This is a genomic window from Pseudomonadota bacterium (assembly GCA_023229365.1).
Taxonomy (GTDB): domain Bacteria; phylum Myxococcota_A; class Polyangia; order JAAYKL01; family JAAYKL01; genus JALNZK01.
Map to the genome: position 1 here is coordinate 1 of JALNZK010000146.1, position 12,334 is coordinate 12,334.

The following is a 12,334-nucleotide window of genomic DNA, read 5'->3' on the forward strand; positions in this document are numbered from 1 at the left end:
CAGCGACGGGGCCGATGGAGGCGGCGACGGGGGAACCGCGGGCACTGCGGGTGACGGCGTGTTGACGCTCATGGCATCACCCTCCGCTCGTCGAGACCGTCACCACAGTTGGTGGTGTCGGCCAGAACGCGCGATCCTCTTTCCATGAGAAGTGCGCGAGCCCGGCGTTCCGCTTCTGCGCGGGGCAGCCCGCCGTCGAACTGCATGATCGCGGCGCGTTCTTCGAATTCTTCCTCGGTCGCCGGAGAAGGCAGGGATTCTCCCCTCCTCGGATCTTCTTCCTTACCTCGTAGCGTCTTCTCTTCGTGTGTATCTTGCTGATCGGCTTGGATCGGTGATCGGCTCGGATCGGTCACGAAGTGCGGCTCGGGTGATCCGTGCGGATCATTCGCGACCTTGGCTTCGGGTGATCCAAGTAGATCGGTCGCCTCGTCGAGCATGTCTTGCAGAAGAGGCAGCGGCGCGGTCGCGAGATCGACACCGCCGAGACGTTCTTTCAGTTCGTCGTCTGTGACCGCCCACGTACGGAGATCCTGCACCAACGTCGCGCGCTCGGCCTTCTCTTCATCGAGAAGTTCGTCACGTCGCGCTGGCGCCTGAACGCAGTTGGGAGGGCACGTGGGGCCGCTCGTAGACCCGGTTCTATCCATAGTCGATCTCGGTTTTCCAGACGCCTTGCCGGTCTTCCGGCCGCGCTTCGGCGGTATCGGATCGTTGGCGTGAAGGTCGAACCACTCCTGCCGCAAGCGGAGCACGCGCCCGCCAATGGGCGCCGGGTGTCCGTTGGTATACTGCCCACCCGGGTCGATTTTCTCTCGACTATGGAAGCCGTCGCGGCCGAGCGCACGCTCCGCTAAGGGGTAGGAACCCTCGCCCATGTTCAGATCGCGCGCGAGGTGCGGTTGCGATTCGAAGATGGGGCGTTGCAAGTCCTTCCCTGCGAGCGTGCACAGGTGAACGGCGATCTTCTTCCAGGCCGGTGGCCACGGTTGCTTGTGGATCACGAGAGCGCGAGCTTTGGGGCTTGTCGGCAACCGAGTCACGGCCGCACCCCCAGCAGTTCGTGGAAGCTTACACCGAGAAGATCCGCGAGAAGCCGAAGCTCCCGCCCGGTCCAGGCACGTTCGCCGGAGAGCCGTGCACGCCACGTCTCGCGGCTGAAAGCGAGTGTCGAGCAGACCGCCGCGACCGAAATGTCGCATTCTACCATCCTGGCTTTGATTCGGCGCCGGAAGCCCGCGTCGCCGAGGCCCGTATTCGCGTTGTGCTTGCGTCCCATGACGGAGAACGTAGCCTCGCCCTTGACGCGGATCACGGGAATCACTGCGAAGGTTTTCGAGGCAGATCAGCGCAAAGATGACCGACGCTTCCGGCGCTGAGGCATCTCCTCGTGGATCTCACGGAGGTACTTGTCCACGAGGCGCAGCCAGTCCGCTGAGAAGCTCGCGAATTCCTCTTCGTGGCGTTGCTTGGCGTCACGGAGTCGGTGGCGGATCTCTTTGTCGGAGAGGCCCTCGGCAACAAGGAGGGACAGCATCCGATACCACGTGTTTTCTCTCTCTTGTCCCCTGACAGGCTTGGATTGCGGGTCCGGACCAAGTTCCAGATCGATCCGCAGCGGGACGCTCAGCAGAGGGACGAGCAGGCGTTCATGTACATCCCAAGAGCGAAGAGCGGGTCCGTCCAGCCACTCGACCATCGGGCCGATACTGTCAGGGATCGGGCTGGCAGCGATCTGCAATCGGAGCACAAACTGGGCGACCCATTTCGCGTCGGCGACTTCGTCATCGCGCCCTTCGAAGTATTCCGCCAAGCGTTCTGCGAGTTCTCGCGTCGCGGCGAGCATCTCGATTCGGCACTCGCACAACCTCTTCACCGCCGCCTCGGTCAGAGCAAACCTCTCGCGCAGACGACGGCGCCGGGCAGGTATCGTCTTGCTGCGCTCTCCCAGAGGGGCGCTTTTCAGAGCGTGTAGATTTTTTCGATACAGGGACAACGAGTCTTCGATGATATCCTCGATAGGCATGGGCGGAGAGTTGGCTTCAAACACACGTAGGACTTCGTTAAGCTCGCGCCCTCGCTTGGCACCGCCTTCAACCCACCGCTGATACACTTCATCGATAGCGGCCAGCTTCTTCCGCTCGTCTGCCCAACGCGACATCGTCGCATTCGCGTCTCGAATCGCGTTGTCGTCGCCTTCGCGATCAGGAGGGAGGTGTGCCCTCTGCTTTCTCGCCATCCCCGAAGCCTCCACCGAAGCCGCGCGAGGAAAGGCGACCTCGCGGGAAGCTCGGGCTTCGGGTCGAGCGCACCGACGGTGATCAACCGTCAGCCCCGCGAGGCGTGCGCCGATCCTATCACGGTCGGACCGCCACTTCTTCTACCGGCGCCGCAACCTTCAGTCCCCGTGTCTCGCGTCCGGCGGAAATCGCTTCGGGGTTCGGCGCCGTCAGGCGCTCGAGTGCGGTGATCCAGTCGTGCGTGTCGGTCAACCTGTCTCCTGTGGTCAGTCCCGATAGTGGACGCCGACCTCGAATCGCACGACCGTCGCGCCGTCATAGGGCTGCGGCATGTAGATGGAGGCGTCATCCCACCCGGCGCCGCGGCCCCACCTGATGCCCTGTCCGTAGCCCGTGGTGGACGGCCAGTCGTAGAACGTGGACACCGCGCCCTCAGGCGAAATGCGGTAGAGCGCGGTCGTGTCGAAGTTCGTGACGTAGAGGTTCCCGCATGCATCCACGCGGATCGCGTCGAGCCAATCGCCGCCGGGGATCGTGGCGAACAGCACAGGCGCCGCGATGGGGTTGAGGTCGTCGTCGAGATCGGCCACGTAAATCTGGCCCGCCTCCCCCTGCGTCGTGATGTAGAGGCGCGTGTGGTCCGGGCTGAAGTCGCAACCGCGCGCGCTGGTGCCGGAGACGAGGAGCGTATCGTCGCCGGTCTCGGGATCCACGCGATACAGGTTCATATTGTCGCCGCAGTAGACCATCCCGTCCGGCCCGGTCATGACGCCGTAGACCGTCGTGAACCACGGCACTAGGTAGGTCCAACTTCCATCCGGTGCGATCCGTACGAGTCCGTGATTGCTCGTGGCTACCACGAGGTCGCCGCCGGGTAGGTAGTCCATGCCCTGCACGCCCGACAGGCCACTCACCCAGACGTAGGCGGCGCTCGAGACGCCCGCCTTTAACAGAGGGCTGCCGCCTGAGCCCGCGCCGACGATGAGCCCGTCGGAGCCGAACGCGAGGTCGAATAAGCCCACCGGCCCCCCCAGTTCCTCGACGGCCAGCGGCGCAGATGGGAGGGCGTCGCAGTCCCAAGTGTCGCCCGCATCGGCGCCCGCGTCCTCTCCTGCGTCTATGCCCGCGTCGCCGTCCGCGTCGGTGTCGGTGTCGGTATCCGTATCGGTGTCGGTATCGGTATCCGTGTCGGTGTCGGTGTCCGTGTCGGCGTCGGTGTCGGTATCGGTGTCGGTATCGGTATCGGTGTCGGCATCGGTGTCCGTGTCGGTGTCGGTGTCCGTGTCCGTGTCCGTGTCCGTGTCGGCGTCGGTGTCGGTGTCCGTGTCCGTGTCGGAATCGCTATCGGCGTCGGAGCTCGCGTCCGGCTCTTCGTGACCCAACGACTGATCCGAGCATGCAGCAATCCACAAGAGAACACTCAGGGCTAGGACCGTTCCACAGAAGCTATGATATCGTTTCATTCCCCCTCCTTGATCAGGACCTCGCGGTGAGGTGTCGTTTATCCATCCTGAAACCATCTTCCCCGCAGGGTGCGCCTCGCTTCCCGCACCTGCCAGTCGGCCATCGTCGGCCTACAGCTCCTCGACTCCGGTGAGCTGTGAGATGCTGAACCGCTTCTGGTCGAACACGAGGGCGCCGAAAGCGTTCTTGCCCCTCACGTCGCAGGTCGTCACCCAGCACGCCTTCTTCGTCAGCACCGGGGCCGTGCAGTTCTTCACCTCGATGGAGTCGGGGTCGTGGGCGACCTGTTTGATCGCGTAGGTCACCTCCGAAATCTCGCCGTCCCAAACGCTCGGAGTCGGCGCCTCGCCGCAGACGAGGGCGTACGCAGCGGCGAGATCCTCGGCCTTCTGCGCCTTCGCCAGCTTCCGCTCCGCGGTCTTCAGCTTTCCTTCGAAAAACCGCCGCTCGCTCTTGAGGTTCAGGTCGCTCGGGATGAAGCGGCGCGTCTCCTCGCTGGCGTTCTCCAGGAACGCGATCCGGTCGAGCGCCTTCCGGTACTCCTCGATGAGCGCGGTCCATCCGTCGGAGCTGTCGGCGATCTGGTCCACGCCCCGCACGGTACCCTTCGACAAGGCGATGTCCTCGGCGGCTTCGACGACCGTCTTCGCCCGCTCGACCTTGTCGGCGAGGGACTTCACCGGCTCGAACAGCGGCGCGATCTCCGCCGGGCGCGGGTCCACCGAGCGGTACTCGGCCACCTCCTGTGTCAGCTTCGCGTTTCGCTCCACCGCGTCATCCAGGCGGCCGTTCACGAGGTGCTCCTCGATGACCCGCATGTCGCCTCGGAACCGTTCCGCGTTCGCAGCGGCCGACGACCGCAAGGCGGCGAGACGCGCGACCGAGGCCGCGGAGGCCGCGTCGGCGGCCTTGGCGTCGGCTGCCCTCTTGGCCTGATCGGCGACGACCTGAGCCGCGACGACGGCCTGCTGTTGTTCGACCGCCAAGCGCGCGGCCTCCGCTTGGTCCATGTCACGAATCCACATTCTGATTGCGACGAAGCAAGCCAAGACCAGGATCGCCGTAGCGCAGGCGGTCACCTTCGGGTTCTTGAGGACGAGACCGCTCAGACTTCGCAACCAAGGCTTCGCCGTTGCGGACAGCTTGCCGATGCCGGCGAGCACCGCTGTCGTCACGAGCAGAACGGCTAGGATCACGCCACCCGCAGGGACGAGGGCGACGAGCTGTCCGATGATGCCCGCCACGCCCAAACCAGTCAGGATCCCGAGGATCGCGATGAGGAATTTCCTTTTCCTTTCCGTCATAGCCATGCCCACACCTCCCCATGGAGCCACGGAGCGCCCGGTACTGGCTCCGGTCGCTCGCGCCACCCGTGTTCCCACCACTCCTTGGTCCGGAAGTAGATCTCGGCGCCGATGCCGAGCACGATGAGGACCGCGCCGACGGCCGGTGCGCCCGACAGCGCGGCGATCACCCCAACACCAACGACCACCCAGAGGATTTCTCGATCTGGACTTTCACGGCTGGCCCCCGCGCCGCGCCCTAAAAAAGAGGGCGGTATGAGTCGCAGGCACGCCCGAACTCACCCGCCCAATCCGCACGAACGGGGGGAGTCACCCCCCGTCGCAACGGCTACGGGGTGCGTGCCTGCTTTTTCTTGAGCTTCCCGTTTGCGCGCCCCGTCGCGGGTGACGAATCCGCCAAGCCTCTCGCGAGGCCGGAGTGAGCATCTGGTCAGCTCATCGAGAAGTATCGGCGAAGGAGACGCCGCGGTCAACGGAACGGGAGATCGCGTCGTGTGTGTCCGCGACGCAAGCCGCGGTCAGGCGCTGTCCGTGTTGTCGGTCTTGGGGGCGTCAAGCCAGATGCGCCGCAGCGCGCGGGCGAACGAGTTGTCGTAGCAGGCTGAGTGCATATCTTTGAGCATCAACGTGAGGTCGATGTTCTCGGCCAGGTCGTCGACCACGCCCGGGAGGGTCGTGCTCCCGTTCGGCATTTTCTCCTCGTTCGCGTACTTAAGAAGCGCGAGCGCCGCCTTGAGGCTCCCGGCCTGGACATGCTGCTCGATGACGTCGAGCGCCTTGGCGTTGAGGGTGCGAAGGCGTTCGCGCGTCGCCTTCCAAAGGCCAAGACGAAGCTCGTTCATCGCCGCCATGAACAGCGGGTTCCAGTTTCGCCAGCGGTTGACCGTCTCCCGCGTCACCCCCACTTGGACTGCGACCTCGGCGTCGGTTCGCCCGGTGACGATCAGCTCGATGGCGGTGGTCTGCTGCGGGGTGAGCTGTCGCGGGTGTGAAGGTTTGTGAACTTGTGTGAGGTCCGCGGACCCGACGCTATCGATCCGTACAAGTCTATCTTCCAGGACACGCGCGCCGATCCCCCCGGAGACGTCGGCGACGTCGGTTTGACCGCGCCGCCCTTTCCCGCCGATAGGGGCGGCCCGTACGTCTCGTCCGCCCCGCGGTGCCGAACCCGACCGCGCCCTTCTTCCAGTAGGGCGGGGCCTGGTCCGCTCGATTTGCGTCGAAGTAGTCATTTCGCCCTCCCGGTCCCGCGCTTCCCTTTCGAAGGGACGGCGTCATCGACGATGCCGAACTCCATCAGAAGCTCGGCAATCCCGCGGAAGATTGCGAGACGAATAACTGTCGATCTCGACACGCGCGTCGCCTTGAAGTCGCCTGCGGACCCGATTTTCGGGACCAGCTTGTCTACCTCGTCGAGCAAATCCTTGGGCAAACGCAGCGTGATCGCCTCATCGTTCTTCATCTCCTCTGCCTCCTGTTCCGCGAGCCAGGCGGAGACCCGCTCCACCCGCTTCGGATTTTCGGTCAGTAACCTGTGCAGTTCGGCAAGGTTCTCCCGGATGCGCCGTTCGCGCACCAAGTCCACGGTCACGCGGCGCCCCGGTCGAGGAGTCGCACTACAGACGTCTTGTGCCACCGGCTACCCCGACCGCGAACGCCGTCGGCGTTCAACCGCTCGACGATCCCCCGAATCGAGAGACCGTCCACGCGGAGCTGCCGCACGACCGCGATAACGGTCTGTTCGCCGTCGTCGGCGACGAGGTGGACACCGTCCTTCTCGAGCCGGAAGCCGAACGGCACCGAGCCGCCGGTCTTCTCACCGCGCGACCGCTTGACCGCGAGCGCCGCCCGCGTGCGGGCGCGGATGAGGGCGCGCTCGTACTGTGCGGCACCGTCGATGACCGTCCGCATGAACTCGTCGGCCGGACCGTCGCCGTTGCCCACACCGTCCGCGGCGACGACGTCGGCGCCGTGGCGCCGGATGACCCGTTCGATCATCGCGGCCACGACGACGTCGCGGGCGAGTCGGTCGCGCTTGGCGACGAGAAGGAGGCCGGCGCCATGCGCCTTGACCGCGGAGAGCGCCCCCAGAAGCCCAGGGCGCTTGTCCAGCTCCGCCCCGCCGGAGATGCCCTTGTCCTCGAACACGGCGACAAGAGAGGCACCTCGAGCCGCACACCACGCCTCCAGTGCCGACCGCTGCGCGACGGGTCCGAGATCCTGCGCATCGGTGCTCACCCGCAGGTATCCGATCACTTTCGTCGCGTCGCCCTTCCGTGTTCCTCGCTTCATCGTCGCCTCCGTGGCTGTACTCATTATGTAATACATAATGGTTACCTTGTCCATGCGTTTTGTACACGCTTCGAACGAAGCGTGTACAACCCACCGCGTGTCGCGATACGCCTCGCAGGCATCGGCCTCCCAAACACGTTTATGGAATGAGGGCAAAAACGTTGATCTGCATCCCCTCTACTGCGGGGTCGGGCCATCCGACTGGCACGCCTGGGATGTCCCCCACGGCAATTCTGAGATCCGTGAAGAACTTCTCCCACCCTTTACCCCAGCTTGTCTGCTGACGGAGGGAAACTGGTTTCTTCGCTGTGCAGACGACGATCACGGCGCCCGGCACTTCCGCCTGTCGGATGGTCTGGATGTCGTCCTCGATTTTCGATGTCCACTTGCCAGAGGTCCAGTCGTGGACCACGGCCAGTTCGACCCACCCATCTCCCTTCGAATTGGCGCCAATCGGTGGAACGAAAACGATATCGCATCGAGGCGGATTCTTTCTATCGACTGGGTACGGCAACTCGGTGCCGAGGCTCGGGTGCGCTTTGGGTTTGCTCCACTCACAGAAAGCTTCCCATTTGATCCAGCCCTCGAAACTGTAGCCGGTCGCCGAGATCACGGCGAGGTCTTCACGCTTTCCCTCCAAGCGGTCTCGCAGCAGGCCAACCAATTTCTGTACGTTCTCCATCATCAGTACTCCCAGCTCTCGTGCGCCGGTGGCGCAGCGTTCAACTACTCACGGACGTGGCGCCACATCGACATGGGCCTGTTCATGAGCGCCCGGCCTGGTGGTTGCGTTCGACGACGTGTATCAGTTCGTGGAGTGAACCACACCCTACTCACGGTCCAGGACGCACACAACGGACACCGCGGTAGGCGTCGACGTTGTACGGAGCCACGATACCGAGGATGAAGCTGACACCCCACGAAAGAAGGGAATCGTAGGGGGTCGACGACCAATAAAAATCGCCATCAGAACCGAAAAGTTCGTTGCACTGGTCGCTCTCGGCGCACGTGTTGCAGTAGCCATTGCTCCCGCCCAATACGTCGCTGTCGCACTCATCCAGCACGTCGACGAGGTCTTGGCGGCTCGGCAAGACCCAGTTCGAATGCCCAGCAAGGGAAAGCCCTTCGCAATAGTCGACCGCGTCCTGCCAACTGAAGCTTTCCCCCGCTTTCGGGTGTTGCCAACACAGACCAGACGTTGCATCGTAGCGCCCGCCGTCACAGTTGAGCGAATCGGTGTCCGTATCGGCATCCGTGTCTGTATCCGAGTCAGAATCTGTATCCGTGTCCGAATCCGTGTCCGAATCCGTGTCCGAATCCGAATCCGAGTCTGAGTCCGTGTCACCCGCGCAAACGCAGTCTCCCCATGCGCTACCGTCACCGAGGCACTCCTGCGCGCCATTCGAACCGTCGGTACAAACGCACGCCTGCGTTGCGCCCGCCTCACACACAGGATCGGTTCCACACGCAGAAAGCGCAAACGCTCCCACCGTGAGTTCCGCCAACAGCAGACCTCGAATCGTTTTCATCTTGTTCTCCCTACAGTGAGATGAGGAAAGAACTATGGCACGCGCACGGGAGCCCGACAAGGATAGCCATGCACGCACGCTGGGCCCTGTCGCTCCACTCGCCATCGCCTGCGCTATCCTCCCCCGCGATCCGCAAACGCGGAGCTCGGCACGGCGCTCGTCGAGCGGCACCTCGCGTGGCTCGACTCCCGCGGCGCCGCACCGGTGTGGATCGGAGTCGCAGCGGGGAACGGGGAGGCGTTGCCGCTCTACGCGCTGTTCAGCGTCAAGCCGAGGATCCACATGCTCGAGAAGTCGCGTCCATGAGCGCGCGGCCGGATTTCAGAGATGATCGGAGGCAGCCGAGGAGAGCCCAGCGGCCGTTGCCATGTACCGCTGCCGACTGCTCCGCGGCTTGTCCGACTCGGTCATGGCGAGCAACCCGGCATCGAGGAGCGGGCGGATGAACTTGTCGCGGAACTTGGTGCGGTTCGTCCACCCGAACAGCGCCATCAGTTCCGGGAGCGAGCGCGGCTCGCGCGCGAAGTCGAGAAGCCGTCTTTGGTCCCGACTTGGTCCCGACTTGGTCCCGGGCTCGGGACCAAGTTCATCGGCCGCCTTCGCCGCCTCCGGGTGCGGTGTGAACACGCAGCGCACCGCGGAGGACAGCTCTACCCACTCGGGGAGCGGGTAGCCGTTCGGACCGCACTCGTCGCGCATCCGCTGGTAGCCGCTGCCCCACTTCTCCATCAGCTCCAGCTCGCGGAGCACACGGGCGATCACCGGATTGCGGATCCGGCTCACGCCCGCCTTGAGGTCGGCGACCGTGAGGCCGAACGGCAGCGCGCCGGGGTTCTCGACGACGAGGCGGTCGTCGTACACGGCGACGCGGAGGTTCATGCCGGAGACGCTGTAGTCCGTGTGGGCGACGGCGTTGACGAGCGCCTCGCGCAGCGCGAGCGGCGGGTACTCCGGGATGTCGCGGCGCCGCAGCCCCTCGATCCGTGACGCGAGCCGCGTGTTGCGCCGGACGAACTTGTCCGCCGCGTCGATGCCCGCAAGCACCGATCCCTCGAAGTCGAGTTGGTCGAGGAACTGCCCGCCCGCGGCGCCGACGAAGCGAGCGCACCGGATCTGCGCGTCCGGGAAGTGGTGCCGCCGCGCCTCGTCGCGGCCGAACAGGAGCACGCCGCCGTTGGATGGTACGCGCGTCCGCCCATACCGGATGAGCACGCCGAGGCTTTCCAGCTTCGCCGCGTCGATCTCGTGTCCGACCGCGGCGAACGCCCGCCGGATCGCGTCCATGTCGAGGTCGTCGGCGTCGGCGCCGATGCACGGGAGGAGATCGAATGCGCGGTCGCGCGCCTCGCGCCGCAGACGGTCCAAGGTCTCGCCGTCGGCCCGGCGGTTCGTCGAGCCGAGGCGCACGTACACGCCGTGCTCCGGCCCGTCCGCCTTCACGTAGAACGGCCCCGGCCAGCGGGCCGACTGAACGACGAGGAGATCGCGCCCGCCGTGTCGCCGGATCTCGATGTCCGGGAGGAACACCGGGGCGATTCCGTCGGCAATCGCGCTCGCGAGCCGCTCCTCCTCGGCACCCGCGTCCGGCACGCCGCGCACCTTGCCGTCGTCGTCGCGTCCGATGACGAGCGCGCCGCCCGCCGTGTTCGCGAAGGCGACGAGCGTCTTGAGGATCGGCTTGAGCGAGGAGAGGTCGCGCTTGAACTCTAGCGATTTGCCCTCGGCCGCGTTGAGCATCTTCTTGAGTTCCATCCTCCGCACTGTACCGCCGCCTCCCTTCCGTGAACATCCTCCCGCGTCCGCGGCGACAAAGTATCAGCTCGTTGGGACCAAGCGGCTCTTGAATTCGTCGGTTGAGATTACACGCGCGTAGGCGACCACGGGCTCATGTAGTGCCTCGCTTGCCGCACGTAGATTCCGAAGGGCTTGATCAACAGCCTTGTAGGTGCCGCCGTCTCCGGTAACAAGAACGCGGTGCTCGACGAGGCTCAGATGCAAGCAGATCGCTGAGTCCTCCATGTCGTTGGGATCGATATTGAGCGATTCGATGTTGCCACCGGCTCGTCGAAGATACTCGATAGCGCGGGCGATCCCGTAGCCCAAATGCGTATAGGTCGCCGAAAAAACAGGCCCCTTCAGGTCCAGTTCGGCTCCGCTGGTCACCGTCGGCAGACCATCCTTGTAGTGCTCGGCAAGGCCTGATGCGGCATGTACGGCAAAACGGACGAAGTCGACCGGCGTGAACTGTTGCGTCCGCTCGTAGCCGAACTCTGCGATCATCAGCGCGCACCACTTGTTCACGTGAGCTTTGTACCGAGCTTCCTCCGCTTCGAGGAGAGCTCGAGCTCGCGCTGCCGCATTCCGGACAAGCCCAGTCTCCCCGTTCGGGTACTTCACCTCGCAGGAGTAGAACGCATCGAGCGTGGATGATGATTCGAGCGCAGGGAAGAGCTGAGGCAGGACCTGCCTGTCCTCGAAACGGGTAGAGTGGACCAAGTCGCGAGCACCGACGGCGTCTGCCTGCGCGGCGTATGGGTCGTCGAGGAGCGACAAGAGGCTGCATTTCGCGAGGTTCACCTTGTTGACCCGTGACCAGCCAGACACTTCAGCTCCGCGCCCCTTCTTGTTCTGCTCATCGAGATGGCACAGCAACTCGAAGATTGAGATCGGCGACACGGCCAGGTGCGCCCTCGATGACGCGGAGCGCAAGTCTTCGAATCGCATCGACCAAATGGAATTGGTATCTAGGACGTAAATCTCGTTTACTGAATTATCATCGCGGCGGTCATCCATCGTGGGGCCTCCCGTGCACGCGTGGCCCGAGAGTTGTCTTTTATCCAAGGGCAAGGCCTGCGTGCCGAGGCAATTATACGTCAACCGGCTATCCTCCGCAGGATCATGGCTTGACGTCGGCCCGCCTGTCGCGCGCCATCGCTGGCCATGGTCACTGGCTGCGCTACAGTGTGCCTATGAGCTTGAAGGACGTCGTCGGCTTCGGTTCCTCATTCGCAATCGGCCCGCGAGGACGTGGACTGCCTCGGCGCCGACGTTTGCATCGTACGGGCGCAAGGACTGCCGTCCCGAGGGGGATCCTGCCAGTCGTCGACGGTGACAAGCGGCGCGTTGCGACCCTCGTCTGGAACGGAACGTTGTGGCGTGGATACGGCCGATGGACGGATTGCGCGAGTGACGAAATCGCGGCGACGCTCCGGCGAGTTCGCCGGGAACGCGCGGACCTCTCCCAGGTCTCTTTCGCCGACATGTTCAGGGAATGCGGCTACACCGATGGTTGGCAGGGCTTCTCCGGCTGGCTCCAGGCGCTGTCGGCCGCGCTCCCGTCGGTCGGGTTGTACGTGGATCTCGCGAACATCGTCTGGCCGTGGGTGCCGCCGGAGGCGTGACAACCGACGGACCCCGGCTCTGGGCAACCGCCTTCCCAAGTTCCTCGTAGATCGCCCGCCTAATGGTTGGTAGCATCATCAGCGACTCACTGGGGGCAGCGGTG

14 protein-coding genes are annotated in these 12,334 nt (G+C 64.4%); 1 reads left to right on the forward strand and 13 read right to left on the reverse strand.

Translation table 11 applies throughout. The features are described from left to right. Window positions 1–68 precede the first annotated feature (68 nt). The 13 genes from M0R80_28085 to M0R80_28145 form a co-directional block, all read right to left on the reverse strand. The gene (locus tag M0R80_28085) at window positions 69–1,004 is read right to left on the reverse strand and encodes a hypothetical protein (GenBank protein ID MCK9463499.1); all 936 of its coding nucleotides are present in this window, start codon (window positions 1,002–1,004) and stop codon (window positions 69–71) included. Window positions 1,005–1,039: 35 nt separating this feature from the next. After that, window positions 1,040–1,279, reverse strand: a complete 240-nt coding sequence (locus M0R80_28090; GenBank protein ID MCK9463500.1) for a helix-turn-helix transcriptional regulator — start codon at window positions 1,277–1,279, stop codon at window positions 1,040–1,042. A 66-nt stretch (window positions 1,280–1,345) separates the two neighbouring features. Next, a complete protein-coding gene (locus tag M0R80_28095) occupies window positions 1,346–2,239 on the reverse strand; it encodes a hypothetical protein (protein MCK9463501.1) in 894 nt (297 codons plus the stop codon). Window positions 2,240–2,506: 267 nt separating this feature from the next. Then, a complete protein-coding gene (locus M0R80_28100) occupies window positions 2,507–3,622 on the reverse strand; it encodes an SMP-30/gluconolactonase/LRE family protein (protein MCK9463502.1) in 1,116 nt (371 codons plus the stop codon). Window positions 3,623–3,814: 192 nt separating this feature from the next. Next, the gene (locus M0R80_28105; GenBank protein MCK9463503.1) at window positions 3,815–5,014 is read right to left on the reverse strand and encodes a hypothetical protein; all 1,200 of its coding nucleotides are present in this window, start codon (window positions 5,012–5,014) and stop codon (window positions 3,815–3,817) included. Beyond that, window positions 5,005–5,196 (reverse strand): hypothetical protein, encoded by a 192-nt coding sequence (locus M0R80_28110; GenBank protein ID MCK9463504.1) that lies wholly within the window; start codon window positions 5,194–5,196, stop codon window positions 5,005–5,007. Before M0R80_28110 ends, M0R80_28105 begins: the two co-directional genes overlap by 10 nt. Before the next feature lie 330 nt (window positions 5,197–5,526). Continuing rightward, window positions 5,527–5,907, reverse strand: a complete 381-nt coding sequence (locus M0R80_28115) for a hypothetical protein (GenBank protein ID MCK9463505.1) — start codon at window positions 5,905–5,907, stop codon at window positions 5,527–5,529. A gap of 329 nt (window positions 5,908–6,236) precedes the next feature. Further along, window positions 6,237–6,599: a ribbon-helix-helix domain-containing protein gene (locus M0R80_28120; GenBank protein MCK9463506.1), complete on the reverse strand. Its 363-nt coding sequence runs from the start codon at window positions 6,597–6,599 to the stop codon at window positions 6,237–6,239. Beyond that, on the reverse strand, window positions 6,596–7,300 hold the full coding sequence (locus M0R80_28125) for a recombinase family protein (protein ID MCK9463507.1): 705 nt from the start codon (window positions 7,298–7,300) through the stop codon (window positions 6,596–6,598). The genes M0R80_28120 and M0R80_28125 overlap by 4 nt, the downstream gene beginning before the upstream one ends. Window positions 7,301–7,439: 139 nt before the next feature. Beyond that, a complete protein-coding gene (locus tag M0R80_28130) occupies window positions 7,440–7,985 on the reverse strand; it encodes a hypothetical protein (protein ID MCK9463508.1) in 546 nt (181 codons plus the stop codon). A 148-nt stretch (window positions 7,986–8,133) separates the two neighbouring features. Then, window positions 8,134–8,829, reverse strand: coding sequence for a DUF1566 domain-containing protein (locus M0R80_28135; protein ID MCK9463509.1), 696 nt, complete (start codon window positions 8,827–8,829; stop codon window positions 8,134–8,136). Between the two features lie 321 nt (window positions 8,830–9,150). Beyond that, the gene (locus M0R80_28140) at window positions 9,151–10,581 is read right to left on the reverse strand and encodes a putative DNA binding domain-containing protein (protein ID MCK9463510.1); all 1,431 of its coding nucleotides are present in this window, start codon (window positions 10,579–10,581) and stop codon (window positions 9,151–9,153) included. 63 nt (window positions 10,582–10,644) lie between these two features. Further along, window positions 10,645–11,622, reverse strand: a complete 978-nt coding sequence (locus tag M0R80_28145) for a hypothetical protein (GenBank protein ID MCK9463511.1) — start codon at window positions 11,620–11,622, stop codon at window positions 10,645–10,647. A gap of 467 nt (window positions 11,623–12,089) precedes the next feature. Here M0R80_28145 and M0R80_28150 point away from each other — a divergent pair, with 467 nt between their 5' ends. Next, window positions 12,090–12,230: a hypothetical protein gene (locus M0R80_28150; protein ID MCK9463512.1), complete on the forward strand. Its 141-nt coding sequence runs from the start codon at window positions 12,090–12,092 to the stop codon at window positions 12,228–12,230. Window positions 12,231–12,334 lie beyond the last annotated feature (104 nt).